Genomic DNA, 23,411 nt, shown 5'->3' on the forward strand with positions numbered 1-23,411 from the left:
CCTTGCCGAGGCTTTCGGACTGCAAGAGTGGGTTGAGGACGACATCGGGCCAGAGGGCTGGTTCGACTGGCCGAACGGCTGAATTCCGCAACGGGTCGGCAGCGGTCTCTTCCCCGCCCGGACCTACCCCACCTTCCCCTTCTCGAACCCCGTCCAGACGTCGTCGTAGTCCAGCTGCATGGCCGGGGTTTCGACGGCCCATGACGTGGGGCGGAAGACCCAGCGGCTTTCGAACATGAAGGCGAGGGTGTTGTCGATCTTGTGGGGCTTGAGGTCGGCCCTGATCGCCTTGTCATAGGCGGCCTGATCGGGGCCGTGGCCGCTCATGCAGTTGTGCAGGGACGCGCCGCCGGGGGCGAAGCCGCCGCCTTCCTTGGCGTCGTACGCACCATGGATCAGGCCCATGAACTCGCTCATGACGTTGCGGTGGAACCACGGCGGGCGGAAGGTGTCCTCGGCCACCATCCAGCGGGGCGGGAAGGTGACGAAGTCGCAGTTGGCCACGCCGGGCGTGTCCGACGGGCTGGTCAGCACCGTGAAGATGGACGGATCCGGGTGGTCGAAGCTGACCGTGTTGATGGTGTTGAAGTGGGCCAGGTCGTATTTGTACGGCGCGTGATTGCCGTGCCAGGCGACCACGTCCAGCGGCGAGTGATCCAGCTGCGTCGCCCACAGGCCGCCGAGGAATTTCTGGATCATCTGCACCGGGCGGTCCACGTCCTCGAACCAGGCGACCGGGGTCAGGAAGTCGCGGGGATTGGCCAGGCCGTTGGCGCCGATGGGGCCCAGGTCGGGCAGGCGGAAGGGCTCGCCGTAGTTCTCGCACACATAGCCCCGGGCCCGGCCGTCCGGCAGGTCGACGCGGAAGCGGACGCCGCGCGGGATGACCACGATCTCGCCGGGGCGGGCCTCAATGCGGCCCATCTCGGTGAACAGGTCCAGGGTGCCGTCCTGGGGCACGATCAGCAGCTCGCCGTCGGCGTTGTAGAAGACGCGGTCTTTCATGGACGCGTTGGCGGCGTACAGGTGCACGCCGATGCCGGCGGTGGCCGCCGCGTCGCCGTTGCCCACACAGGTGACCAGCCCGTCCACCCAGTCGGTGGGGGTCTCGGGCAGGGGCAGGGGGTCCCAGCGCAGGCGGTTGGGCGTCGGCGGCTGTTCGGTGAACGGGCCGGTGCGGATCAGGCGACCGCCGTCATAAGGGGAATAGGCGCCGTGGTTGGCGCTGGGCCGCAGCCGGTACAGCCACGAGCGGCGGTTGGCGTGGCGCGGGGCGGTGAAGGCCGTGCCCGACAGCTGTTCGGCGTACAGGCCGAAGGGCGCCTTCTGCGGCGAGTTGCGGCCCTGGGGCAGGGCGCCGGCGACCGTCTCTGTCGCAACATGGTTGCCGAAGCCGGGCATGTAGCCTTCGGGGGCCCCGGAACGGGTCTGGGTCATGGCGTTTGTCTCCGGTCGCGTCCGCTCGGGGCGGACGTTCGTGATTGTCCGCCTTGGCATAGAGCGTTGGGGCGCGCGGCGCCAACCCCCGTCAGAGACCCTGTCTTGTCCACCGGTTACCTTCAGGAGGGGCAGTCAAAGCAGTCCCATGCGGCGATGCGTTCACGCAATGATGAGGTTTGGAAAGGTGCAAATGCATGCGGAATATGCACTTCTGATTGACGGGGCACTGTTCAGGGTAGGGAATGCCGGTACTGACTGAAGCGCGCATCCGCGAAGACTACTGCCGGGCAGCACCGGCTTTGTTATCAGCGTTAACCGACTATCTCATTGTTTCACGACGACAGGCGAATGACCTGGACCGGCACCTCGTTTTGCTAATCATAATGCTTCGCAGCGCCATGGCCCGCGGCTTCGCCGATCTGCCGTCCGAGAAGGTCCTGTCCGGTGACCTGGACACCCTGCCGACCCTGTGGACCAACATCCGTTCGATCGCCGATTCCACCGGCATCCCGCGTGAAACGGTGCGGCGCAAGGTCAATGATCTGATCAAGGATGGGCTGGTGAAGCGCTCGGGCCAGCTTCTGACCATCACGCCCCGCGCCTTTCCCGACAGCCGGTTCGTGGTCGACAAGTTCATTCGCCTGGCCGCCGTCAGCCATGTGACGGTCGAGAAACTGGTCGAAAACGACGCCCCGCCCGAGGTCTAGCCGATGCGGGACTGCAAGGCTTTCGCCACCTCGGAGGACAGCACCGGTTTGGCGAAGAAGATGCTGTCCTTCACGCCCTGATCCGCCCACTGGCTGGGATCATTGCCGGAAATGTAGATCACGGTGACGTCCGGGTTGATCGTCCGGGCGTGACGCGACACGTCGAACCCCGTTTCCTCGGACGACAGATTGAGATCCACCACCAGCCCGCTGAGATCGGCGCCCTCCTCATCGAGGCGCGCACGGGCGCCGGCCGGATCGCTGGCCATCACCACCTCGAATCCGGCGCGGGTCAGTTCAGCCTCGAGTGTGAACAGCACCAGGGTTTCATCTTCGACCACGAGAACACGCATGGGACCCCTCAGTTCATGCGACCGCGCCGGACCGGGCCCAGGCGGAATGGGTTAGCGGAAACTCGAAACAAAACGCCGTCGACTTTCTGTGGCGAAGCACGCGCCAGCGGCCGCCGAAATCATGGCGGACAGCGTGATCGAACAGGCGGTGAGCGAAGTCCCCGCCGTCCTGGTCATAATCACGCGACAGGGACGACATCCAGATCAGATGAAGACACCCGGCGCGCTGGTGTGCCCGGATTCGCGGCCATGTCGAACCTGATGCTTCGCCGGTGTTCGATATCTGGAGCAGTTCATGAAACATCAGACCAAGGGTGATTGCGGCTTTCGGCCCGAGTGTGGCGCCGCCGCCGGAGCCTCCCAACCGTGCAGCCAGGCCACTGCGTTGCGCGACCGCCTTGAAAAGGCCGGCCAGGGAAACATCGGGGCCTTCGGTGTTCAGCGTCGCGTTCACCGCCCCCAGCGCCGACAATCGCCCCGCGAAATCAGCCTTGAATTCGTCCAGTGAGGCGGCGTGGCCCGCGCTTTGCTCGGCCAGGGCCAGCACCACCGCGAGGGTGTTGCCCTGACAGTGAGCCAGTTCTTCGCGGAGGAACTGTTGCACGGTCAGGGCACGCACCTGTTCGGTCACGTCCTGGCTGCGGCAGAAGATGGCCTCAACCTCGCCATCGTCATTGGTCAGCGGCTGGAGGGTGAGGTCGATGAAGCGATCTTCACCGGTTTCGGGCGTCATGCGAAAGGGCAGGGCGCGGGTCGTGAAGGGCAGCCCGGTCTCGCGGGCCTCATCGAGCCGGCGCAATACCTCGCGTCCCTTGTCTGACCAGATCATGTCGCGGACCGACCGGCCGAGCAGCTGCGTGTCGCCGCAGGCATGCTTCGCCGCCGGATTGACCAGTTCGAACACATGGTCGGGGCCGACCACGAGAGACATCATGTCCGTCGCCTGATCGAACATCTGGCCGAGGCGTCGCCGTTCCGCCCAAACCAGCGCGCCGTCCTGCCCCGCCGTCTCCGCGACGCCCGTATCCTCGCCGTCGGTGCGCCTCATGGATAGGGCCGCCGTCACCTCGGACGACGTCAGCAGCAGGCAGGGGCGGCCATCCAGATCGCAGGGACAGGCGCACAGGCGCCACCAGGCTTCACGCGGGGGCTGCCTGATGTCCTTCTGGATGTCGTACCGGAAGATGGGGGGGCGGATGACGCCCCCCGTCGCCAGCGCCTGCCGGACAGCGTCCAGAATGATGCGGCGGCTGGCCGCCCGCCGGGCGTCCCGGCCCATGAGGCTGTCGGCCAGGGACTGACCGACCAGGGGGCCCGCCTCGTCAGGATTGGTCGCGTGGAATGCCGCGTTGGCGAACAGGATGGTCTGGTCCGGCGCCAGCAGAATTTGGAAATCGGGCGAGGCGTCCAGAACTGCGATGAGTTCAGGCGGCAAAGTATAGCCGGCAGGCGCGGCCGTTGCGGACGTCACCGTCTCCGCGTCCGGTGATGACTCGAGACGTTCATTCGGAGATCTTTAATCCAGTTAACCTTGCGCCCACAGTCCATAACGCATGACACCGGTGTCGAAAATCATTCGCAAGGACCCATTTTGGGTCACAGCCCGACCCGGAAAGCGCTGCTATTTCGATTTTGGTAAGGACTGATCGCGTTATCTGCAATCTGTATAACGCGTATATTTTCTATCAACTTCCATATTTCACAAGTAGAATGCTGAGTGAGGTTAATTTTGACTAAGATGTATTCCGGAGCCGCCTGTATTGCGGCTGGCTCTTTCGTCGTTGCTTTGGCTTTTTCTTCGACCCAAGCTCAAGCCCAGACGTCTTCCCCCGCCATCGACTGGTCCGGCGAAATTGGCGTCGCGACGGAATATGTCGGGAAAGGCCTGGGCAAAAGCGACGGTGACCCCAGCATCTTCGCCGGCGTCCAGGCCACCCACGGCGCCTTCTACGCCAAGGTCTGGGTCTCCAGCGCCGACCTGCCCCAAGGATCGAACGCCGAGATCGTATCGTCGCTCGGCTACAAGACCCGCTGGGCGGGCAACGGGCTGAACTTCTCGGTGATTAACCGCGATCTGCCCGGCACGCGGTCGGGCATCGACAGCAACTATTTCGAGTTCCAGACGGACGTGTCCCGGCGCCTCGGCCCGGTGAACACCCGGCTGCGCGTCAACTACACGCCCGACGGATTCTCGGCCACGGAAGAGGCCTGGTGGATCGAACTGAACGGCTCGGTGACCGTGGCCCAGTCCACCCGCGTCAGCGCCGCCGTGGCCAACCGCATGGCCGAGAATGGCGCGGACTACAACGCCTGGAATGTGGGCGTGAACCATACCCTGAGAGACAATCTGGCCCTGGACGTGCGCTGGTACGACACCGACGCCCACTTCCGCGGCGACCGCTACGACGGTCGCCTCGTGGCCGCCCTGACCGCTTCCTTCTGAAACCCGAGATCTGGCGGCGCCCCCGCTCCAAGACCCTCTGAAAGGCAGTTCCCGTGAACATGAACAATATCAAGATCGGTCAAAAGCTGGCCTTGGCCTTCGCGGCGGTGGTGCTCGTCATCGCGGCCATGGGTACGGCAGTTTTTCTGAATGTCCTGGACATCGAAAACGCGCGCCAGGAATACAGCACCGCCAGTCAGGGCATCCGAACCACCCAGGAAGCGCAGTTTTTCCTGGCCCGCCAAGAGAACGCCTATCGCGGCTATCTGGTGTCTGGCGATCCCTACTACATTGAACGCCTGGACACGCACCGGGGGGTTTTCAAGGAAAAGCTCGACGCGCTTCGAGTTGAGGGTGCTGGTCATCCCGAAGTGCTTGAGCAGGTGGACCAGATCGAGGCCGCCGCGGATGCCTGGTACGTCAATGTGGTCGAGGTTGGCCGTGCATTGGCAGCGGACCCGGCGACGCGGGCGCAGGCAATCGCCATGGTGGGCCGGGAAGGTGTGGCCGATACATACATCAGCCCTGCCGAAGACGGCATGGACGTCCTCATTGAGGCCGAAGAAGCCATTCTGGCGAGCGCCCGCGATCACCAGACCCAGGCCGGCAACATGGCCAACACCGTGCTGATCGGCGGCATATCTCTGGCGGCCCTGATCGCGGCGGGCCTGGGTCTGCTGATGACCCGCACCATCGCCAAGCCGGTGGTGAACATGACCGCCGTCATGCGCAAGCTGGCCGGCGGCGACAAGACCGTCGAGGTGCCGGGCGCCGGCCGCAAGGACGAGATCGGTGACATGTCCGCCGCCGTCCTGGCCTTCAAGGACGCCGCCATCGCCAATGACCGCCTGGAAGGCGAGGCCGCCGACCAGCGCCGCATGACCGAGACCGAGCGGGCCCGGGCCGAGGCCGAGCGCGCCGAGGCCGCCCGCCAGCAGGCCGCCGTGGTCGACGCGCTGGCCGAAGGTCTGGAGCAACTGAGCAAGGGCAACCTGACCTATCGCCTGACCCAGACCTTCCCCGAGGACTATCTGAAGCTGCAGAGCGACTTCAACGCGGCCATGGGCCAGCTGAAGGACGCCATGACCACCGTGGTCAACAACGTGGCCGCCATCCGCTCCGGCGCCGGCGAAATCAGCCAGGCCTCTGACGACCTGTCGCGCCGCACCGAGCAGCAGGCCGCCAGCCTGGAAGAGACCGCCGCCGCCCTGGACCAGATCACCGCCACGGTCCGCAAGACCGCCTCGGGCGCCAAGCAGTGCTCCGACGTGGTGCTGGCCGCCCGCGGCGACGCCGAGAAGAGCGGCGAGATCGTCCGCGACGCCGTGGGCGCCATGAGCGCCATCGAACAGTCCTCGACCCAGATCAGCCAGATCATCGGCGTGATCGACGAGATCGCCTTCCAGACCAACCTGCTGGCTCTGAACGCCGGCGTCGAGGCGGCGCGGGCCGGCGACGCGGGTCGCGGCTTCGCGGTGGTGGCGTCCGAAGTGCGGGCCCTGGCCCAGCGCTCGGCCGACGCGGCCAAGGAGATCAAGACCCTGATCTCGTCGTCGGGCACCCAGGTGGGCGCCGGCGTCAATCTGGTCGGTCAGACCGGCGAGGCCCTGAACCGGATCGTGGAGCGTGTCGCCGAGATTGACGGCCTGATCACCGAGATCTCCGCCTCCGCCCAGGAGCAGGCTACCGGCCTTCAGCAGGTCAACACCGCCGTCAACCAGATGGATCAGGTGACCCAGCAGAACGCCGCCATGGTCGAGGAATCCACCGCCGCCAGCCACTCCCTGGCCCAGGAAGCGGACGCCCTGGACCAGTCGGTCTCGCGATTCCAGATCGAGGAGCAGGGCCGCAGGGCTTCCACTCCGGCGCCGGCCCCGCACAAGCCCGCGGCCAAGCCTTCCGCCGTCCAGCGCACCGTCACGGCCCTGAAGGCCATGGGCGCCGGCGGCGCGGCCCGCAAGCTCGAGACCGTGGCCGCCGAAGACGGCTGGGAGGAATTCTGATGACGGCCGTGCGCCTGCCGGCGGTGCTGGATATCCGCGCCGCCGGAACGCTCCGGGATGACCTGCTGGCCCTGCGCGGGTCGGACGTCATCCTGGATGGCGGCGAGGTGGAGCGGATCGGCGGCCTGTGTCTGCAGGTGCTGATCAGCGCGAAGAAGACCTGGGTCATGGACGGAAAGGCGCTGACTTTGGCGCCCCTCTCCGAGGCCCTGACCGAACAGCTTGCGGCCTATGGCTGCGCGGACCTGAACACTGATCTCGTTGGGGCGACAGGATGAAGACCGTATTGACCGTCGATGACTCGCGCACCATGCGCGACATGCTGATGATGGCTCTGAAGGACGCCGGCTATAACGTCATTCAGGCCGAGGACGGCGTGCACGGGCTGGAGACCCTGAAGGCGCATGGCGCCGACGTGGTCATCACCGACATCAACATGCCGCGCATGGATGGTTTCGGCTTCATCGAGGGCATGCGCGCCGATCCCGACTATCGGGGCACGCCCGTCCTGGTGCTGACCACCGAAAGCGACGCCGCCAAGAAACAGCGCGCCCGTGATGCGGGGGCGACCGGCTGGATCGTCAAGCCGTTCGATCCCGTCAAGCTGGTGGACGCGGTTCGCCGGGTCGCGGCCTGAGCGGGAGCACCACATGACCGAAGATCCCTTTGAAGCCATCAAGGCGACCTTCTTCCAGGAGTGCGAGGAGCTTCTCGCCGACCTGGAGGCCGGCCTGCTGGCGCTGGAGAACGGCGAAGGCGACGACGAGACCATCAACGCCGTGTTCCGAGCGGTGCACTCGGTCAAGGGCGGCGCCGGGGCCTTCGGCATGGAGGCGCTGGTGCGCTTCGCCCACGTCTTCGAGACCCTGATGGACGAGCTGCGCGCGGGCCGCAAACCCTGCGACGACGCCACCATCAAGACCTTGCTGCGCGCCTCTGACGTGCTGAACGACCATGTGGCCGCCGCCCGCGGCGCCGGCGCGCCGGTGGATGAAGGGCGCTCGGCCGGACTGGTCGCGGAGCTGGAGGCCCTGACCCACGGCGACGCGGCGCCCCCCGCGCCCGCAGCGGCGTCCGACGCGGACGAGGACGAGTTCGGCTTCAAACCGGTCCAGTTCGACCCCATGGATCTGGCGCCCGCTGCGGCGCCGGAGTCTTCGGTCGGCGGCGGCTGGCGCATCGTGTTTCAGCCCAACAGCGCACTGTACGCCAAGGCCAATGACGCGGGCCTGCTGCTGCGGGAACTGGCGCGGCTGGGCGACGCGGTGGTCGAGATCGACGCCAGCGGCGTTCCGACCCTGGACGCCCTGGAGGCGGAAGAAGGCTGCCTCAGCTGGACCGTCCGCCTGCCGGGCGCGGTGGAGGAGGCGGCGATCCGCGAAGTCTTCGAATTTGTCGATGGCGACTGCGACCTGGCCATCCTGCGTGACGCGGCGGAGGCGCCCTCGGCCGAACCGGTCGCTGCGCCCGTCGCTGCGTCTGAACCCGATCTGGACATCGCCGCCCTTCTGGCCGCCGCCCAGGCGCTGGTGGAGACGCCCGCCGAGCCGGCAGCCCTTGCGCCGGAACCGACGCCTGTGAGCGCTGCCCCCGCGGCGGAGGTCAAGGCGCCGCCCGCTGCGCCCGAGACGGCGGCCAACGCGCCCGTCGCCCAGGCGCCCGTGACCATCCGTGTGGACCTGGACCGGGTCGACCGCCTGATCAATCTGGTCGGCGAGCTGGTGATCCAGCAGGCCGTGCTGGCCCAGCGGGTGAGCGAGACCGCCATGATCCGCGCCACGGGCGTGGGGCAGGGGCTGGAGGACCTGGAGCTGCTGACCCGCGAGATCCAGGACAGCGTCATGGCCATCCGCGCCCAGCCGGTGAAGTCGGTCTTCCAGCGCATGCCGCGTCTGGTGCGCGAAGTCGCCCAGATGACCGGCAAGCAGGTGCGTCTGGTCACCGAGGGCGAGGCCACCGAGGTGGACAAGACCGTGGTCGAGCGCCTGGCCGAGCCGATCACCCACATGCTGCGCAACGCCATCGACCACGGGCTGGAGAAGCCCGAGAAGCGCGTGGCCGCCGGCAAGGCCGCCGAGGGTCAGGTGCGCCTCGCCGCCCTGCACCGTTCGGGCCGCATCGTCATCGAGATCTCCGACGACGGCGCAGGCATCAACCGCGAACGGGTTCTGGGCATCGCCGTCGAGAAGGGGCTGGTCGAACCGGACGCCCAACTGAGCGACGAGCAGATCGACAACCTGATCTTCATGCCCGGCTTCTCGACCGCTGAAACGATTTCCGACGTCTCGGGGCGCGGCGTGGGCATGGACGTGGTCAAGCGCTCCATCCAGTCGCTGGGCGGACGCATCTCCATCGCCAGCAAGCCAGGCGAAGGCTCCACCTTCACCATGAGCCTGCCGCTGACCCTGGCGGTTCTGGACGGCATGGTGGTGACGAGCGCCGACCAGACCCTGGTCGCGCCCCTGGCCGCCATCGTCGAGAGCCTGACGCCGCGCCCTGAGGACATCCATCGGGTGGGCGGCCACACGCCGGTGATCCGCTTCCGCGACGAGTTCGTCCCGCTGGTGGATGTGGCCGCGACCCTGGGCTTCGGCACGGGGCCCGAGCCCGCCTCTACCGGCGTGGCTGTGATCGTCGAGGCCGAAGGCGGCGCCAAGGCGGCCCTGCTGGTGGACGCCATCCAGGGCCAGCGCCAGGTGGTCATCAAGAGCCTGGAGACCAACTATCAGGCCATCGACGGCGTGGCCGCCGCCACCATCCTGGGCGACGGCCGCGTGGCCCTGATCCTCGACATCGACGCCCTCGTTTCGAACACGCGCCGCTCCGCGCGCAAACCCGACCTCAAGCTGGCGAGCTGAACCATGACCGAAGCCAATATCCAGACCGGCGCCCGACGTGAACTGATCGCCTTCCGAATCGGCGAGCAGGAATTCTGCGTGGACATCATGGCCGTGCGGGAGATCCGCGGCTGGACCCCCGCCACGCCGCTGCCGCGCACGCCCGGCTACATGAAGGGCGTCATCAACCTGCGCGGCGCCGTGCTGCCGATCATCGACCTGTCGGGCCGCTTCGGCCTGGGGGTCACCGAGCCCAGCGCCCGCCACGTCATCATGGTGGTGCACATCCGGGACCGCACCATCGGCCTGCTGGTGGACGCCGTGTCCGACATCCTTCAGCTGACCGACGACCAGGTCCAGCCTACGCCCGACGTGGCGGCGGACGAGGTCAAGGCGTTCGTGAAGGGCATCTTCGCCATCGACGGCCGCATGATCAGCCTGATCGCCCTGGACCGCATCCTGCCGACCGAGCCGGAGGCGGAAGCGGCATGACCCAGACCGCCGACAGGGTGCGCCCGGCGAAGGAGACCTCGCTGGTGCAGGGCGAGTTCGCCTTCACCGCCGAGGATTTCCGCCATATCGCCCAGGTGCTGCATTCCCATGCCGGCATCGCCCTGACCGAGGCCAAGGCGGCCCTGGTCTATTCACGTCTGGCCAAGCGGCTGCGCGCCCTGGGCCTGCGCAGTTTCCGCGATTACTGCACCCTGATCGACGGCGCGGACGGTCTGGACGAGCGTCAGGCCATGTTCGCGGCACTGACCACCAACGTCACGCGCTTCTACCGCGAACCCCACCACTTCGATCACCTGCGCGACAAGGTCATGCCGGCCCTGGCCGAGCGGGCGCGTCAGGGCGGACGGGTGCGGCTGTGGTCCGCCGCCTGCTCGAACGGGCAGGAACCCTATTCCATGGCCCTGACCGTGCTGTCGGTCCTGCCCGAGGCGACCGACCTGGACGTGCGCATCCTGGCCACCGACATCGACCCGAACATGGTGGCCGAGGGCCGCCAGGGGCTCTATTCCGCCGAAACGCTGGAGCCGGTGCCTGACACCCTGCGTCATCGCTGGTTCAAGCGCGAGAGCGGCGGCGACCGCATGCTGTATTCGGCGGCGCCCGAGCTGCGCCGGATGATCACTTTCAACGAGCTGAACCTGATCGGCGACTGGCCCATGAAGGGCAAGTTCGACGTGATTTTCTGCCGGAATGTGGTGATCTATTTCGACGACCAGACCCAGGAGACGGTCTGGAGCCGCTTCCTGCCCCTGATGAATCCCGGCGGAACGCTCTACATCGGCCATTCCGAGCGCGTTTCAGGTCCCGCCACGGCGCGGCTGCGCACCAGCGGTCTGACCACCTATGAGGCCGCGCCATGACCGTGACGGTTCTGGTGGTGGACGATTCGCCGACCATGCGCGGTCTGATCTCGGCCGCCCTCAAGCGCGATCCGGAGATCGAGGTGCTGGGCACCGCGGGCGATCCGCTGGAGGCGCGCGAGGCCATCAAGCGGCTGAACCCCGACGTCATCACCCTTGATGTCGAGATGCCCAACATGAACGGGCTGGAATTTCTCGAGAAGATCATGCGCCTGCGGCCCATGCCGGTGGTGATGGTCTCGACCCTGACCCAGGCCGGCGCCGAAGTGACGCTGGCGGCGCTGGAGCTGGGCGCCGTGGATGCGGTGGGCAAACCGTCGGGCGGCGTGACCGCCATGGAGGCCTTTGCGGACCTGCCCCAGCGCGTGAAGGCCGCCGCCGGCGCCCGCGTGCGAACGGTGAGCGAAACCCGGGGCCCGTCCGTGGACGCGGCCTGGCGCGCCCGGCCGGATCATGTGGTGGCGCTGGGCGCCTCCACCGGCGGGGTTGAGGCCCTGATCACGGTGTTGTCCGCCTTCCCTGCGAACTGCCCGCCCACCGTCATCACCCAGCATATGCCGGCGACCTTCACCAAGAGCTTCGCGGCGCGGCTCGACAAGCTGTGTGCGCCGTCGGTCAAGGAAGCCGAGGACGGCGATGTCCTGCTTCCCGGCCGCATCTTCCTGGCCCCCGGCGGCCTGGCGCACCTGGAGGTTTCACGCGGATCCTCGCCGCGATGCCGGCTCAGGGCCGCAGACACGGTCAGCGGCCACCGGCCTTCGGTCGATGTGCTGTTCGAATCCGTCGCCCGACTGGACCAGCAAGCGGTGGGCGTCCTCCTGACCGGCATGGGCCGTGACGGGGCGCAGGGGCTGCTCGCCATGCGTCAGTCCGGCGCCCGCACCCTGGGCCAGGACGAGTCTTCCAGCGTCGTCTACGGCATGCCCCGGGCCGCCTTCGAGCTGGGCGCCGTGGAGCGCCAATTGCCCCTCGGCCGCATCGGCCCCGCCATTCTTGATCTTGTTTCCGCCGCCTCCCCGGCCGCCTCCCAGCCTGCAGAGGTTCAGTGACATGCCCGCCGCTTCCGCCATCCAGACCCTGATCGTGGACGACCAGCTGACCATGCGCAGCCTGATCCGCGCCAGCCTGCAGCAGATCGGCGTCGTCAATCTGCGCGAGGCCAATGACGGCGAGGAGGCCCTGCGCGCCATGATCGCCCAGCCGGCGCATCTGGTGATCTCGGACTTCAACATGCCGAACCTGGACGGCCTGGGCCTTTTGCGCGCCATCCGCGCCCATCCGCCCACCAGCAAGTCCGCCTTCATCATGCTGACCGGCCGGGCCGACAAGGAGCTGGTGCAGCGCGCCGTACAGTTCGGCGTCAACAACTACCTCGTGAAGCCCTTCACCGCCGGCCAGCTGAAGGAGAAGATCGAGGGCGTCTTCGGTCCGCTGACATGATGAATGCGGAAACACTCACGCATCCCCCGGCCTCGGTGCGTCTGCACGTGGGCCAGGGCGAGCATCTGATCACCGGCGATCCGCAGGTGATGCTGACCACCATACTGGGTTCCTGTGTGGCCATGTGCCTGCGCGATCCGGTCGCCCGGATCGGCGGCATGAACCATTTCCTGCTGCCGTCGGGCCGCACGGACGGCGCCGACGAGGGCCGCCGCTACGGCGCCTACGCCATGGAGGTGCTGATCAACGGCGTGCTGTCCGCGGGCGGTCGCCGCGACCGGCTGGAAGCCAAGCTGTTTGGCGGCGGTCGCATGTTCGACGGCCTGGCCGACGTGGGTGTGGCCAATGCCAATTTCGCCGAGAAATTCCTGGCCGACGAAGGCATTCCGATCATCGCCTCCAGCTTGCGCGGGCACGGGGCCCGGCGGGTTCAGTTCTGGCCCGCCTCCGGTCGCGCCCTGCAGAAATCCGTCAGCGACCGTCCCGTGGAACGTCGCGTTCCCCCGCCGGTGGTCGCCGACTCCGGCGAGCTGGAGCTCTTCTGATGAGCATTGACGCCCGCTTCCTGGCCGCCCTGTCCGACGAACTGGCGCACGGCCGCGCGATGGCCGAAGCCCTCGCGCCGCTGCTGTCGGCGGCGCCGTCGGCGGGCCAGCACGAGGCCATGGTCCGCGCCCAGGGGCTGGACATGCTGGTGCAGCACCTGGACGCCCTGGCCGCCATGACCGCCCGTGTCGCCGAGGGCGACTGCCCCCGGAACGCCGTGGTCGCCGCCCCGCTGGGCGGGCTGGTGGAGCGCATGCGCGCCAGCCTGAACGGGGAAGCCGCTCCCGCGATCTCTCATCCGCCGCCTTCGGGCGACCTGATGCTGTTCGACTGATCATGTCCCGCGCCATCTCCCCAGAAACGCGGATCAACCTGGAGCGCACCTCCGCGCTGCTGATCAACGATAACCCGCAGGGGCTCGATATCCTCAGCTCCATTGTCCAGGGCTTCGGGCTGAAGGAGCAGATCAAATGCGCCGCGCCCGACGACGCGCGGACCGTCATCAAGCGGCGCTCTGTGGATATGGTGCTGGTGGAGTGCGCGTCCGCCGCCGACAGCTGCGACTTCGTACGCTGGATGCGCCGGGATGGGCCCAAGACCAGCGCCTACACGCCCGTCATCATCCTGACCGGCCACGCCTCGGAAGGCTTCGTGGCCAAGAGCCGTGACTGCGGGGCCAGCTTTATCGTGACCAAGCCCCTCACGCCCATGGTGCTGCTGCAGAGAATCCTGTGGCTGACCAAGGACCAGCGCGAGTGGGTGGAGTGCGACACCTATGTCGGTCCCGACCGGCGCGTGCGCAACTATGGCCCGCCGCTGGGCATGACCGGCCGCCGCGCGGGCGACCTGTCCGCCCATGTGGGGGTCGCGCTCGAGCCCAACATGGACCAGTCCGACATCGACATGCTCCTCAAGCCGCAAAGGGTGGCCCTGTGACCACCGGATCCGACAAAGCGCGCCTGTTCAAGGTCAGGCCGGCCATCGCCGACCAGATCCGCCTGCCCGGCGGGAAAAAGGTCGGCGAGGCCGTGGCCGCCGCCGACGCCGCCCTGGACGATCAGCGGGCCTCGGCCGTTGAGGGTCTGGTCCAGGGCGTGGAGCGTCTTGAGGCCCTGTGCCGCGAACGGTCCGACGAGGACTTCGCCTCGATCTATCCTATCGCCGCCCACCTCGCCGGGACGGCCGGATTCTTCGAAACGGGGCCGTTTTACCGGGCGGTCTACAGCCTGTGTGAACTCACCGAGAAACTGGGCGGCGCCGGGCGCCGCGACTGGTCGTCGGTCGATGTGCACGTCCGGTCCCTGCGCCTGATCCTCACTACTGGCTTCGAGGACGGCCCCGAGGCCAAGGCGGTGCTGGACGGGCTGTCGTCGCTGGTCCGCCGGGTTGAGGCCGCGCCATGAAACCCCGGATAGAGATTGATGACGCCCGCCGCCGGGTCGTCCTGACGTCGGGTTGCAATGTCATGGCGCGCGAACTGAACCGCGCCTTGATCTCCCTGGTCCTCGAGAAGCCCGAACGTGCGGATCACGACTTCATCCTCGATCTGCGGGAATCGTACGGCGACGGCTCGCACGATGACGTGGTGCGGACGGCGGAAATGTTCCGGGCCTGCGGGGCAGGCCGCCGGGCCTCGCACACCTGCTTCATCAGCTTCGATGGGGGCTTCGTTCACTGGGCGCGGACCATGGACTTCTGTTTCACCAACCGGACCCACCAACTGTTCTCGACTCCCGAGGAAGCCCACGCCTTTCTGGACCGGCGGCAGGACGGGGGGCGGGCCGCCGAGGCGGCCTGAACCGGCAAGCGGAGCCTTTGTGGGCGAACGGCGTTAACCTTCGGCATAACCGGAGGCGTCCATGACCACCCGCACCACCCTGTCCATCCTCGCCGTGTCCTGGCTGGCCCTGAGCGCCGCCGCCTGTTCGCGCGAGGAGGCGCCGGTCGAGGCGGTGGATGACGTCGCCGTGGCTGAACAACCCCCGGCGCCGTCCGCGCCGGAAGTCAGCTATGCCTGCGAAAGCGGCCGGTCGCTGAGCGTGCGGTATGTGGACTCCGCCAGCGCCGAGGTGACCTATGAGGGTCAGACCTACACCCTGAACATCGCCCGCTCGGCCAGCGGTGCGCGCTATGCGGGCCAGGAGCTGGAATGGTGGACGGCGGCGCGGGGCGATCAGGAGACCGCCACGCTCAGCCGTCTGGGCCCGAACGAGGAGGTGGGCTCCACGGTGCTCGAGCGCTGCTCCCGCCCCGCCAACACAGTCTTGCCGCCGCGGGCGCCCGGCGAAGCCGAGGGACTTGAGGTTATGGACCCGGATCTGGCCCCGCCTTGTCGCGGCCCGGCCCTGCGGCTGGCGCGCGAAAGCGGCGACGCGGGCGCGGGCAACCGTCAGGTGGTCCTGTCCCTGACCAACGCCGGTTCAACGCCCTGTTCGGTGCGGGGCTATCCCGGCGTGGTGCTGCGTGACGCGGAGGGCGACGATCTGCATCAGGTCCGAACGGTACAGCAGCCTGGGAACTATTTCCGCGCCGGACAGACGCCGGAAGCGGTGGAGCTGGAGCCGGGCGCCAAGGCGTATTTCGATCTGTCCTACAGCGCCGTACCGCAGGAAAATCTCGGCGAGAGGCGCTGTCCGTCGGTGGCGGAGGTGATCGCCCGGGCGCCGGGCGACACAGCGGATATTCCGCTGGATCTGGAGATCCAGCCCTGCGGCCGTCAGGTGCGGGTCAGCCCGTTGCGTCCGGTCCGGGACGGCTCGCGACCGGACTGAGGACGGGTGGCCTTGGGCGCGGATTCGGCGTAACTCGCGCCCATAGCTGAATCCCCGACCCCGGAGACACCATGCCCGCGCAATTCCATACCCGTGTCCGCGCTGAACTGGACTCCATCGACCAGCAGGGCCTGACCAAGCCCGAGCGGGTGATCGCCTCGCGGCAGGGGCCGGTGATCACCGTGGCGGGCCGTGAGGTCCTGAATTTCTGCGCCAACAACTATCTGGGTCTGGGCGGCGACGAGCGTGTGGCGCAGGCCGGCATCGCGGCCACCGAACGCTGGGGCTCGGGCACGGCCTCGGTGCGCTTCATCTGCGGCACCCTGGAGATCCACAAGGAGCTGGAAGCCGCCATCGCGGGCTATCTGGGCTTTGAGGACGCCATCCTGTTCGCCGCCGCCTTCGACGCCAACGGGGGCCTGTTCGAGCCGCTGTTCGGGGAGGAGGACGCCATTGTCTCCGACAGCCTGAACCATGCCTCGATCATCGACGGGGTGCGGCTGTGCAAGGCCAAACGCTACCGCTTCGCCAACTCGGACATGGACGAGCTGGAGGCCAGGCTGAAGGAAGCCCGCGCCGCCGGGGCCCGCGACATCATCATCGCCACCGACGGCGCGTTCTCGATGGACGGCTACATCGCCCGGCTGCAGGACATCCGCGCGCTGGCGGACAAATACGACGCCCTGATCATGGTGGACGACTGCCACGCCACCGGGTTCCTGGGCGAGAAGGGCCGGGGCTCCTACGCCCATCACGGGGTCAAGGTGGACTTCGTCACGGGCACCTTTGGCAAGGCGCTGGGCGGGGCCATGGGCGGCTTCATCTGCGCAACGACCGAGGTGGTCCAGCTGCTGAAGCAGCGGGCGCGGCCCTATCTGTTCTCCAATGCGCTGTCCCCCGCCGTGTGCGGCTCCAGCCTCGAGGCCATCCGCATCGCCCAGGGCGAGGAGGGCGACGCCCTGCGCAAGCAGCTGACCGCCAACGCCGCCCGCTTCCGGGGCGCCATGACCGAGGCCGGCTTCGACCTGCTGCCCGGCGAGCATCCCATCATCCCGGTGATGCTGGGCGACGCCAAACTGGCCCAGGATTTCGCCGCGCGCATGCTGGAGCTGGGCGTCTATGTGATCGGGTTCTCGTTCCCGGTCGTGCCGCGCGGAGCGGCGCGTATCCGCACCCAGATGTCGGCGGCTCACACCTTCGAGCACATCGACCGTGCGGTCGAAGCCTTCACCACGGCGGGCAGGGAGCTTGGGGTTATCTAAGCTTCCCTCCCTCCGTCATGGCCGGGCTTGTCCCGGCCATCCATACGCACAGACTGTTGAGTTCCGGGCTCCGGCGTCAGAGATTGCTCATCGTCAAACGCTCGTGATTGTGGATGGCCGGGACAAGCCCGGCCATGACGACGAACGGGGTGGCGGATGGTCTCGCGGGACGCCTACAACGTCTTCATCGCCGTCTACATGATGGCCAGCCGCAAGCACGGCGTCATCTATACGGGCGTGACCAGCCAGCTCCCGCGCCGCGCTGGTCAGCACCGCGAGGGGCGGATGCCCGGGTTCACGCAGCGCTACGGCGTCAAGCGGCTGGTTTGGTACGAACCGCACGACAGCATCCTCGCCGCGATCCAGCGCGAAAAGTCGCTGAAGAAGTACAAACGCGAATGGAAGGTCAACCTGATCGAGCGCGACAACCCCGACTGGCATGATCTTTTTCCGACCCTTATGGGCGTGACCGACTTCGATCGCTGGCCTGAACTGCGGTCGAACGATAGATAGCCCCAATGATCGCACCGGACCGGAGCCGTCCGGGCGTATGGATGGCCGGGACAAGCCCGGCCATGACGATGTGCAAGGATGCAGTTGATGACCCAGACCATGAAGGCCCTCGCCAAGACCCGGCCCGCCGAAGGCCTCGAGCTGATCGACGCGCCGGTGCCCGAGGCGGGCCCCGAGGACGTGCTGATCCGCGTCCAGCGCACGGCCATCTGCGGCACCGACATCCACATCTGGAACTGGGACGAGTGGAGCCAGAAGAACGTGCCCGTCCCCATGATTACCGGCCATGAGTTCTCCGGCGAGGTGGTGGCGGTGGGCAAGGACGTGGACCGTCCCATCAAGATCGGCCAGCGGGTCTCGGTCGAGGGCCACGTCATCGACCTGAACAGTGAGGCGGCGCGGGCGGGTCACTTCCATCTGGATCCCGCCACCCGGGGCATCGGCGTGAACCGCCAGGGCGGCTTCGCGGAGTTCGTGGTGGCCCCCGCCTTCAACGTCATCGAGCTGCCCGACGAGGTGCCGTGGGAGATCGGCGCCATCCTCGATCCGTTCGGCAATGCGGTGCACACGGCGCAGCAATTCGACCTGCTGGGCGAGGACGTGCTGGTCACCGGCGCGGGCCCCATCGGCATGATGGCCGCCGCCGTGGCCCGTCACGCGGGCGCGCGCACCGTGGTGCTGACCGACATCAACGACTTCCGGCTGGAGCTGGCGCAAAAGGTGGCGCCGGGCGTGCGCACGGTGAACACCACCCGGGAAGACCTGCACGACGTGATCCACGAGCTGGGCATGAAGGTCGGCTTCGACGTGGCGCTGGAGATGTCCGGTTCGCCCATCGCGTTCAGGCAGTGCGTCGACACCCTGATCATGGGCGGCGGCATGGCCATGCTGGGCATTCCGTCAAAGCCCATGGAGACCGACTGGGGCGCCATCATCCTGAAGGCCCTGACCATCAAGGGCGTGTACGGCCGCGAGATGTTCACCACCTGGCGCAAGATGCTGGGCCTGCTCAAGGCCGGCCTGGACCTGACGCCCCTGATCACCCACCAGCTGCCCTACGATCGCTTCGAGGAAGGCTTCGAGGCCATGCGGTCCGGCCAGTCGGGCAAGGTGGTTCTGGACTGGTCCAAGATTCGCTGACGCTCAGGAGGCGCGGCGCCACGCTTCGGGCTGGGTGAAGCCATAGGCCCAGGCGCCGGCGTCCTCGCGTCGCGCGGCGCGCTCCTCCAGCACATAGCGCTGGGAGTAGCGGGTGTAGGCCACCGCGTGGCCCTGACGAACCATGGCGGCGCCCAGGTCCTGGCCGCCGGCGTGACACACGGCGACGATGCGGCCGTAGCGGTCGCGGTCCATCTCGGCGCAGTCGACGGGCCGCCCGCCCACCAGATTGCGCAGGGCGTTCGCCGAAGCCTGGCCACAGGCGTATGGGCCGCACATCTGCCGCATCTCGAAGGCGTCCACGCCGTGCAGGCGGATGCGCTGGCCGCCGATCTCCAGTCCGTCGCCGTCGACAACGCGGGCGTAGCCGGAAATGTGGGCGGCTGACGGCGAAGGCAGGGCGGCGGCGGTCGCCGACGGCAGCGGCGGCAGGTCGGCGCTCAGCGTCGCTTCGACCCAGTCCGGTTTCAGGATCACCACCACCGAGACGACGGCCGCGACAATGATCCCGCGCTCCAGCGGGCTCAGGCGGCGAAAACGGCGGCGGCGAAAAGAAAAGGCGCGGCTCATCCGGGCAGGATGGCCACGCCATGGTTAGGGGTCCGTCATCACGGATGGTGAACGCGGAATCAGACGTCCAGGATCGGGCTGAAGCCGCCGTAGATCATGCGCTTGCCGTCGAAAGGCATCTCCATGTTCTGCATGCGGGGGTCTTCCATCATCTTCGCCCATCCGGCGTCCCGGGTGGCCTTGTCGGGCCAGGTGATCCACGAGAACACCACGCTTTCGCCCTCCTTGCGCTGAACCGAGCGACGGAAGTCGGTGACCTTTCCGTCCGGCACGTCGTCCTCCCAGCACTCGACGCAGCGCTCGGCGCCGAACTCCTTGAAGATCCCGGCGGCGAATTTGGCGTGCTCCAGATAGGCGTCCTTCTTCTCGTCCGGCACGGCGGCGAGAAATCCGTCAACGTAGCTCATGGGTCGTCTCCTTCTTGGGGGGTGGTTTCAGGCGTCGGCGGCGGCTCGTTCCAGGGCGGCGATATCGATCTTCTTCATGGACATCATGGCCTGGAAGGCGGCCCTGGCGCGGGCGGGGTCGGGATCGTTATAGAAATCCATCAGGCGGCGCGGCGTGATCTGCCAGTTCACGCCCCAGCGGTCCTTGCACCAGCCGCACATGCTTTCGGCGCCGCCGTTTCCGACGATGGCGCTCCACAGGCGGTCGGTCTCGGCCTGATCGTCTGTCATGACCATGAACGAAACGGCTTCAGTCTGCGGGAAGGTCGGACCGCCGTTCAGACCCAGATACTCGCGGCCGGCCAGGGTGAACTGGACGACCAGCTCCTGCCCCTCGGCGGTGGAGGGGTTGTCGGCAGGGCTTGTGTGGACCCTGTCGATGCGGCTGTCGGGCAAGCCAAGGGAAATGTAGAACTCAGCGGCCTTCCGGGCCTCGCCAAGGTCGTACCAGATGCAGGGGACAATCTTGTCGGTCATTGGAAATCCTCCGGCTTGCCGTTGATGTCGGCGCGGCGCTTCACTTCGTCCTCGGACGGCGTCTCCCTGGCGAAGGAGCCGCTGGAGACATCCCCCGCGCGCTCGTACCGGGCGACCACGACGCCCTGGCTGGTGGTGCGCGAGCCCAGCAAACGCAGACCCGCAGGCGCGGCTTCAACGTGGAAGAGCCGCTTTCCGCTGCCGAGCACGACAGGAAAGATCAGCAGGGTGAACTGGTCGACCAGATCGGCCTTCAGCAGCGACTGGATCAGGCCAGACGAGCCCTGGGTCAGCAGGTCGGGACCGGCCTCGGCCTTCAGCGCCCGGACGGCCGACACGGCGTCCGGCCCGATTGGGTGACTGTTGTTCCAGGCCAGCGGGCGCGGCGAGCGGGTGGCCACATATTTGGGCATGGCGTTCAGCGCATCGGCGAAGGCGTCGTTCTGGTGCGGCCAGTGGGCGGCGAAAATCTCGTAGGTCTTTCGACCCAGCAGCAGCGCCCTGGGCGGAGCGAAGAAGCGGTCGACCTCCTCGCCCAGCGCCTCGTCGAACTTGGGAACGACCCAGCCGCCGTGGGCGAAGCCGCCCGAACGGTCTTCCTCCGGCCCGCCCGGCGCCTGCATGACGCCGTCGAGGCTGACGAAGGCGGCGACGTGGAGCTTGCGCATGATCAGGCCCCTGCGGTCTCGAGCGCCCCGGCGCCTTGCTCGGCGGCCGCCGGGTCCATCCACATGACTTCCCAGATGTGGCCGTCCGGGTCAGCGTAGCTGCGGCCGTACATGACCCCGAAGTCCTGGGTCGGCGTGGGATCGGCCAGGCCTCCGGCGGAGACGGCGCGCGCCGTGGCTGCATCCACCGCCTCACGGCTGTCTTCCGACACGCACAGAAGCACCTGGGCGCTGTGGTGGGCGTCCGGGATGACCCGGTCGGTGAAAGTGGCCCATTTGGCGTGGGTCAGCAGCATGACGTGGATGACGTCCGAGATCACCATGCAGGCCGCTGTCTCGTCAGAGAACAGTGGGTTCTTCACGGCGCCGACGGCTTCATAGAAGGCGACAGAGCGCTTGAGGTCGGCGACGGGCAGGTTGATGAAGATCATCCGGGTCATGGGGCTCTCCGTTCGTTGTGATGGACATCCTGTCCCCATGTGTTATGTAATGCAAGTATGAAGTTAGAAAAAATAACTAATAAGGTCGGGCGGGCCTACAACGACGCCTGCGGCACCGCGCACGGGCTGGATCTGATCGGTGAGCGCTGGGCGTTGCTGGTGATCCGCGAATTGATGCTGGGTCCCAAGCGGTTCGGCGACCTCAAGGCCGATCTGGCGGGCATCAGCGCCAATGTGCTGACCCAGCGTCTGGAGGGGCTGGAGGCCGCGGGCATCGTCACGCGGCGCAAGCTGCCGCCGCCCGCCTCGGTGCAGGTTTATGACCTGACGGACTGGGGCCGCGAGGCCGAGCCCATCATCATGACCCTGGGGCGCTGGGCGGCGCGGTCGCCGGGCCACGACCCGACCCTGCCGCTGAGCGGGGTGTCCATGATGCTGTCGCTCAGGACCATGATCGACAGCGTGAAGGCGGGCGATCTGCGTCTGGACGCCGGCTTCGTGTTCGGCGACGAGACCTACCGCGCGCGGCTGGCGAATGGGGAGTTGTCCGTTGCGCGCGGGGACGTGGAGGGAGCGGACTTCGTCATCACCGCATCGCCCGAGATGACCGCAGCGGCCGTCTATGGGGACCAGTCCCTGACGGCGATGGAGGCGGCGGGCGCGCTGACGGTTATCGGCGACAAGGCCCTCGCCCAGCGGTTCATCTATCTGTACGAACTGCCGCCCAAGGCGGTGGTGTAGGTCCTACAGCCGCGCCAACACTTCGCGGTGCAGAGGCGCGACGGCGGCGGTCAGGGCGGCGTCATCGCCCTCGTGCTCGATCAGGGCAGTGATGCGGCGTCCCATGTCCAGCAGCCAGGCCGGGCGCTGATTGGTCAGTCCTTGCGCGAGGGCGGGATCGTCGCCCGACCACGCCAGCAGCGCGGCGATGGCGTCCGCCGCCTGATCCACGGGATTGGGGTCCGCGTCGATGCGTCCGGCGCCGCCCGCCCACTGCACCGCCTGGACAATCTGGTCGCGGAAGCGCGGGTCGCTCCAGGTGGCGGGCGTGTGGCCCAGATTGGTGTAGAATAGCCGCCCATGCCCGATCTGGCGCACCCACGTCACCGGCACGGCCCATGGTCGCTTGGTGGGCGTTTCGGCCAGATCGAGGCTCTGCAGCACCCGCACCCGGGCCGGGTCGAAGCCCTGATACTGGTAGATTTCTTCGCGGTAGTCGAAGGCCTCGGGCCACATGGCCACGGTGGGGTGGTCGCCGTGGGTGCGGATGCGGATGGGGTCGCCCTGGTTCCACGGATGGCCCGCGAAGTCGCCGCCGACCATACTCACCCAGGCCTCGCGTCCGCCGGGGAAATCCATCCCTGTGTCGGCGGCGCTATGCAGGCCCACGAACCCGCCCCGGCCCGAGGCGAGCCACGCCTGAAGGGCCTGCCACGACTGCCGGGAGATGGGCAGGGCGCCGGTGGTGTAGATCACCAGCACGTCGATCTGCGCAAGCCGGGCGGAGGTGATCTCCGACGCGTCCTGGGTCGCACGGGTGGTGAAGGCGCCGGACGCGCGGCCGATTTCGGTCATGGCCCGCTCGGACATGGACAGGCCGCCGTCGTCGGGCCGGGCCACCGTGTCATGCAGCCATCCAACCGACTGGCTGAGATACAGCACCCGCTGGGCCCGTCGCGGCCGGGCGTGGGCGATGGAGGGCGCGGCCAGGGCGGCGGCGCCGACGCCCAGCAGCGCCTGACGGCGATGGATCATGGTCTCCTCCTTGCGGAGGAGCCTAGCCCTGCCGGGACCGCGGGCCTAGGCTCGGCGCGCATTTCGACGGGATCGTCATTCCCGGCCTTGTGCCGGGAATCCATGATCACGAGCGTCGGCGGGTCGCCTTGCCCGGCAGTGCGTATGGATCGCCGGGACAAGCCCGGCGATGACGGAGACCCTTATTCGAAGATCAGGTTCGACCTAGA

The 23,411-nt window shown here is 67.6% G+C and carries 29 protein-coding genes and 1 pseudogene; 20 read left to right on the top strand and 10 right to left on the bottom strand.

Going from position 1 to position 23,411, the window contains the following annotated elements; all coding sequences use genetic code 11:
* Nucleotides 1-123: 123 nt before the first annotated feature.
* Nucleotides 124-1,401, bottom strand: coding sequence for a homogentisate 1,2-dioxygenase (gene hmgA / locus C0461_RS03985; protein WP_292104217.1), 1,278 nt, complete (start codon nucleotides 1,399-1,401; stop codon nucleotides 124-126).
* 422 nt (nucleotides 1,402-1,823) lie between these two features.
* Here hmgA and C0461_RS03990 point away from each other — a divergent pair, with 422 nt between their 5' ends.
* Nucleotides 1,824-2,147, top strand: a complete 324-nt coding sequence (locus C0461_RS03990; RefSeq protein WP_292104168.1) for a winged helix-turn-helix transcriptional regulator — start codon at nucleotides 1,824-1,826, stop codon at nucleotides 2,145-2,147.
* Here C0461_RS03990 and C0461_RS03995 read toward each other — a convergent pair.
* From C0461_RS03995 to C0461_RS14455, 3 genes and pseudogenes are all read right to left on the bottom strand, one after another.
* Nucleotides 2,144-2,500, bottom strand: a complete 357-nt coding sequence (locus C0461_RS03995; RefSeq protein ID WP_292104170.1) for a response regulator — start codon at nucleotides 2,498-2,500, stop codon at nucleotides 2,144-2,146. The genes C0461_RS03990 and C0461_RS03995 overlap by 4 nt on opposite strands.
* 13 nt (nucleotides 2,501-2,513) lie before the next feature.
* On the bottom strand, nucleotides 2,514-3,548 hold the full coding sequence (locus tag C0461_RS04000; protein WP_292104172.1) for a PAS domain-containing protein: 1,035 nt from the start codon (nucleotides 3,546-3,548) through the stop codon (nucleotides 2,514-2,516).
* Nucleotides 3,549-3,572: 24 nt separating this feature from the next.
* Nucleotides 3,573-3,971: pseudogene (locus C0461_RS14455) on the bottom strand (PAS domain-containing protein); the annotation flags it as partial.
* 315 nt (nucleotides 3,972-4,286) lie between these two features.
* Here C0461_RS14455 and C0461_RS04005 point away from each other — a divergent pair.
* The 18 genes from C0461_RS04005 (at nucleotide 4,287) to tdh (ending at nucleotide 18,828) form a co-directional block, all read left to right on the top strand.
* On the top strand, nucleotides 4,287-4,943 hold the full coding sequence (locus tag C0461_RS04005; RefSeq protein ID WP_292104174.1) for a TorF family putative porin: 657 nt from the start codon (nucleotides 4,287-4,289) through the stop codon (nucleotides 4,941-4,943).
* A gap of 59 nt (nucleotides 4,944-5,002) precedes the next feature.
* Nucleotides 5,003-6,946, top strand: coding sequence for a methyl-accepting chemotaxis protein (locus tag C0461_RS04010; RefSeq protein WP_292104219.1), 1,944 nt, complete (start codon nucleotides 5,003-5,005; stop codon nucleotides 6,944-6,946).
* Nucleotides 6,946-7,224, top strand: a complete 279-nt coding sequence (locus tag C0461_RS04015; protein ID WP_292104176.1) for an STAS domain-containing protein — start codon at nucleotides 6,946-6,948, stop codon at nucleotides 7,222-7,224. The genes C0461_RS04010 and C0461_RS04015 overlap by 1 nt, the downstream gene beginning before the upstream one ends.
* Nucleotides 7,221-7,583 carry a response regulator gene (locus C0461_RS04020; RefSeq protein WP_292104178.1) on the top strand — a complete coding sequence of 121 codons (363 nt, stop codon included), beginning with the start codon at nucleotides 7,221-7,223 and terminating at the stop codon, nucleotides 7,581-7,583. Before C0461_RS04015 ends, C0461_RS04020 begins: the two co-directional genes overlap by 4 nt.
* A 13-nt stretch (nucleotides 7,584-7,596) precedes the next feature.
* Entirely contained in the window at nucleotides 7,597-9,804 is a 2,208-nt protein-coding gene (locus tag C0461_RS04025; protein ID WP_292104180.1) for a chemotaxis protein CheA, read from the top strand.
* A gap of 3 nt (nucleotides 9,805-9,807) precedes the next feature.
* Nucleotides 9,808-10,275, top strand: a complete 468-nt coding sequence (locus C0461_RS04030) for a chemotaxis protein CheW (RefSeq protein WP_292104182.1) — start codon at nucleotides 9,808-9,810, stop codon at nucleotides 10,273-10,275.
* A complete protein-coding gene (locus tag C0461_RS04035) occupies nucleotides 10,272-11,156 on the top strand; it encodes a protein-glutamate O-methyltransferase (RefSeq protein WP_292104184.1) in 885 nt (294 codons plus the stop codon). Before C0461_RS04030 ends, C0461_RS04035 begins: the two co-directional genes overlap by 4 nt.
* Nucleotides 11,153-12,205 (top strand): chemotaxis response regulator protein-glutamate methylesterase, encoded by a 1,053-nt coding sequence (locus C0461_RS04040; protein WP_292104186.1) that lies wholly within the window; start codon nucleotides 11,153-11,155, stop codon nucleotides 12,203-12,205. The genes C0461_RS04035 and C0461_RS04040 overlap by 4 nt, the downstream gene beginning before the upstream one ends.
* A 1-nt stretch (nucleotide 12,206) precedes the next feature.
* Nucleotides 12,207-12,596 (top strand): response regulator, encoded by a 390-nt coding sequence (locus C0461_RS04045; protein ID WP_021697277.1) that lies wholly within the window; start codon nucleotides 12,207-12,209, stop codon nucleotides 12,594-12,596.
* A complete protein-coding gene (locus tag C0461_RS04050) occupies nucleotides 12,596-13,141 on the top strand; it encodes a chemotaxis protein CheD (RefSeq protein WP_292104220.1) in 546 nt (181 codons plus the stop codon). Before C0461_RS04045 ends, C0461_RS04050 begins: the two co-directional genes overlap by 1 nt.
* On the top strand, nucleotides 13,141-13,476 hold the full coding sequence (locus tag C0461_RS04055; RefSeq protein ID WP_292104190.1) for a hypothetical protein: 336 nt from the start codon (nucleotides 13,141-13,143) through the stop codon (nucleotides 13,474-13,476). Before C0461_RS04050 ends, C0461_RS04055 begins: the two co-directional genes overlap by 1 nt.
* Before the next feature lie 2 nt (nucleotides 13,477-13,478).
* The gene (locus tag C0461_RS04060) at nucleotides 13,479-14,078 is read left to right on the top strand and encodes a response regulator (protein ID WP_292104192.1); all 600 of its coding nucleotides are present in this window, start codon (nucleotides 13,479-13,481) and stop codon (nucleotides 14,076-14,078) included.
* Nucleotides 14,075-14,545 carry a hypothetical protein gene (locus tag C0461_RS04065; protein WP_292104194.1) on the top strand — a complete coding sequence of 157 codons (471 nt, stop codon included), beginning with the start codon at nucleotides 14,075-14,077 and terminating at the stop codon, nucleotides 14,543-14,545. The genes C0461_RS04060 and C0461_RS04065 overlap by 4 nt, the downstream gene beginning before the upstream one ends.
* A complete protein-coding gene (locus tag C0461_RS04070; RefSeq protein ID WP_292104196.1) occupies nucleotides 14,542-14,940 on the top strand; it encodes a hypothetical protein in 399 nt (132 codons plus the stop codon). Before C0461_RS04065 ends, C0461_RS04070 begins: the two co-directional genes overlap by 4 nt.
* Nucleotides 14,941-15,001: 61 nt before the next feature.
* Nucleotides 15,002-15,913, top strand: a complete 912-nt coding sequence (locus C0461_RS04075) for a DUF4232 domain-containing protein (RefSeq protein WP_292104198.1) — start codon at nucleotides 15,002-15,004, stop codon at nucleotides 15,911-15,913.
* Between the two features lie 71 nt (nucleotides 15,914-15,984).
* On the top strand, nucleotides 15,985-17,175 hold the full coding sequence (locus tag C0461_RS04080; RefSeq protein ID WP_292104200.1) for a glycine C-acetyltransferase: 1,191 nt from the start codon (nucleotides 15,985-15,987) through the stop codon (nucleotides 17,173-17,175).
* Nucleotides 17,176-17,331: 156 nt separating this feature from the next.
* A complete protein-coding gene (locus C0461_RS04085; RefSeq protein ID WP_292104202.1) occupies nucleotides 17,332-17,688 on the top strand; it encodes a GIY-YIG nuclease family protein in 357 nt (118 codons plus the stop codon).
* 99 nt (nucleotides 17,689-17,787) lie between these two features.
* Entirely contained in the window at nucleotides 17,788-18,828 is a 1,041-nt protein-coding gene (tdh, locus tag C0461_RS04090; protein ID WP_363377524.1) for an L-threonine 3-dehydrogenase, read from the top strand.
* A 3-nt stretch (nucleotides 18,829-18,831) separates the two neighbouring features.
* On the opposite strand, the gene C0461_RS04095 is transcribed toward tdh, so the two are convergent.
* The 5 genes from C0461_RS04095 to C0461_RS04115 are packed head-to-tail and all read right to left on the bottom strand — an operon-like array spanning nucleotide 18,832 to nucleotide 21,447.
* On the bottom strand, nucleotides 18,832-19,416 hold the full coding sequence (locus C0461_RS04095; protein WP_292104205.1) for a thermonuclease family protein: 585 nt from the start codon (nucleotides 19,414-19,416) through the stop codon (nucleotides 18,832-18,834).
* A gap of 59 nt (nucleotides 19,417-19,475) precedes the next feature.
* Entirely contained in the window at nucleotides 19,476-19,823 is a 348-nt protein-coding gene (locus C0461_RS04100; protein WP_292104206.1) for a DUF1428 domain-containing protein, read from the bottom strand.
* 27 nt (nucleotides 19,824-19,850) lie between these two features.
* Nucleotides 19,851-20,339 carry a VOC family protein gene (locus tag C0461_RS04105; protein WP_292104207.1) on the bottom strand — a complete coding sequence of 163 codons (489 nt, stop codon included), beginning with the start codon at nucleotides 20,337-20,339 and terminating at the stop codon, nucleotides 19,851-19,853.
* Nucleotides 20,336-21,007, bottom strand: coding sequence for a dihydrofolate reductase family protein (locus tag C0461_RS04110; RefSeq protein ID WP_292104208.1), 672 nt, complete (start codon nucleotides 21,005-21,007; stop codon nucleotides 20,336-20,338). Before C0461_RS04110 ends, C0461_RS04105 begins: the two co-directional genes overlap by 4 nt.
* A 2-nt stretch (nucleotides 21,008-21,009) precedes the next feature.
* On the bottom strand, nucleotides 21,010-21,447 hold the full coding sequence (locus tag C0461_RS04115; RefSeq protein WP_292104210.1) for a VOC family protein: 438 nt from the start codon (nucleotides 21,445-21,447) through the stop codon (nucleotides 21,010-21,012).
* Between the two features lie 57 nt (nucleotides 21,448-21,504).
* On the opposite strand from C0461_RS04115, the gene C0461_RS04120 reads away from it, so the two are divergent.
* Entirely contained in the window at nucleotides 21,505-22,188 is a 684-nt protein-coding gene (locus tag C0461_RS04120) for a winged helix-turn-helix transcriptional regulator (protein ID WP_292104213.1), read from the top strand.
* Between the two features lie 3 nt (nucleotides 22,189-22,191).
* Here the strand turns inward: C0461_RS04120 and C0461_RS04125 are convergent, their stop codons facing one another.
* Nucleotides 22,192-23,202: a ThuA domain-containing protein gene (locus C0461_RS04125; protein WP_292104214.1), complete on the bottom strand. Its 1,011-nt coding sequence runs from the start codon at nucleotides 23,200-23,202 to the stop codon at nucleotides 22,192-22,194.
* Between the last annotated feature and the right edge of the window lie 209 nt (nucleotides 23,203-23,411).

Origin of the sequence: Brevundimonas sp., from assembly GCF_013823285.1 — a bacterium.
Classification (GTDB): Bacteria; Pseudomonadota; Alphaproteobacteria; order Caulobacterales; family Caulobacteraceae; genus Brevundimonas.

Coding starts and splice junctions, on each gene's coding strand:
- hmgA (WP_292104217.1), bottom strand. CDS start 1,401: ATGCCCGGCTTCGGCAACCATGTTGCGACAGAGACGGTCGCCGGCGCC.
- C0461_RS03990 (WP_292104168.1), top strand. CDS start 1,824: ATGCTTCGCAGCGCCATGGCCCGCGGCTTCGCCGATCTGCCGTCCGAG.
- C0461_RS03995 (WP_292104170.1), bottom strand. CDS start 2,500: ATGCGTGTTCTCGTGGTCGAAGATGAAACCCTGGTGCTGTTCACACTC.
- C0461_RS04000 (WP_292104172.1), bottom strand. CDS start 3,548: ATGAGGCGCACCGACGGCGAGGATACGGGCGTCGCGGAGACGGCGGGG.
- C0461_RS04010 (WP_292104219.1), top strand. CDS start 5,003: ATGAACAATATCAAGATCGGTCAAAAGCTGGCCTTGGCCTTCGCGGCG.
- C0461_RS04015 (WP_292104176.1), top strand. CDS start 6,946: ATGACGGCCGTGCGCCTGCCGGCGGTGCTGGATATCCGCGCCGCCGGA.
- C0461_RS04020 (WP_292104178.1), top strand. CDS start 7,221: ATGAAGACCGTATTGACCGTCGATGACTCGCGCACCATGCGCGACATG.
- C0461_RS04025 (WP_292104180.1), top strand. CDS start 7,597: ATGACCGAAGATCCCTTTGAAGCCATCAAGGCGACCTTCTTCCAGGAG.
- C0461_RS04030 (WP_292104182.1), top strand. CDS start 9,808: ATGACCGAAGCCAATATCCAGACCGGCGCCCGACGTGAACTGATCGCC.
- C0461_RS04035 (WP_292104184.1), top strand. CDS start 10,272: ATGACCCAGACCGCCGACAGGGTGCGCCCGGCGAAGGAGACCTCGCTG.
- C0461_RS04040 (WP_292104186.1), top strand. CDS start 11,153: ATGACCGTGACGGTTCTGGTGGTGGACGATTCGCCGACCATGCGCGGT.
- C0461_RS04045 (WP_021697277.1), top strand. CDS start 12,207: ATGCCCGCCGCTTCCGCCATCCAGACCCTGATCGTGGACGACCAGCTG.
- C0461_RS04050 (WP_292104220.1), top strand. CDS start 12,596: ATGAATGCGGAAACACTCACGCATCCCCCGGCCTCGGTGCGTCTGCAC.
- C0461_RS04055 (WP_292104190.1), top strand. CDS start 13,141: ATGAGCATTGACGCCCGCTTCCTGGCCGCCCTGTCCGACGAACTGGCG.
- C0461_RS04060 (WP_292104192.1), top strand. CDS start 13,479: ATGTCCCGCGCCATCTCCCCAGAAACGCGGATCAACCTGGAGCGCACC.
- C0461_RS04070 (WP_292104196.1), top strand. CDS start 14,542: ATGAAACCCCGGATAGAGATTGATGACGCCCGCCGCCGGGTCGTCCTG.
- C0461_RS04075 (WP_292104198.1), top strand. CDS start 15,002: ATGACCACCCGCACCACCCTGTCCATCCTCGCCGTGTCCTGGCTGGCC.
- C0461_RS04080 (WP_292104200.1), top strand. CDS start 15,985: ATGCCCGCGCAATTCCATACCCGTGTCCGCGCTGAACTGGACTCCATC.
- C0461_RS04085 (WP_292104202.1), top strand. CDS start 17,332: ATGGTCTCGCGGGACGCCTACAACGTCTTCATCGCCGTCTACATGATG.
- tdh (WP_363377524.1), top strand. CDS start 17,788: ATGAAGGCCCTCGCCAAGACCCGGCCCGCCGAAGGCCTCGAGCTGATC.
- C0461_RS04095 (WP_292104205.1), bottom strand. CDS start 19,416: ATGAGCCGCGCCTTTTCTTTTCGCCGCCGCCGTTTTCGCCGCCTGAGC.
- C0461_RS04100 (WP_292104206.1), bottom strand. CDS start 19,823: ATGAGCTACGTTGACGGATTTCTCGCCGCCGTGCCGGACGAGAAGAAG.
- C0461_RS04105 (WP_292104207.1), bottom strand. CDS start 20,339: ATGACCGACAAGATTGTCCCCTGCATCTGGTACGACCTTGGCGAGGCC.
- C0461_RS04110 (WP_292104208.1), bottom strand. CDS start 21,007: ATGCGCAAGCTCCACGTCGCCGCCTTCGTCAGCCTCGACGGCGTCATG.
- C0461_RS04115 (WP_292104210.1), bottom strand. CDS start 21,447: ATGACCCGGATGATCTTCATCAACCTGCCCGTCGCCGACCTCAAGCGC.
- C0461_RS04120 (WP_292104213.1), top strand. CDS start 21,505: ATGAAGTTAGAAAAAATAACTAATAAGGTCGGGCGGGCCTACAACGAC.
- C0461_RS04125 (WP_292104214.1), bottom strand. CDS start 23,202: ATGATCCATCGCCGTCAGGCGCTGCTGGGCGTCGGCGCCGCCGCCCTG.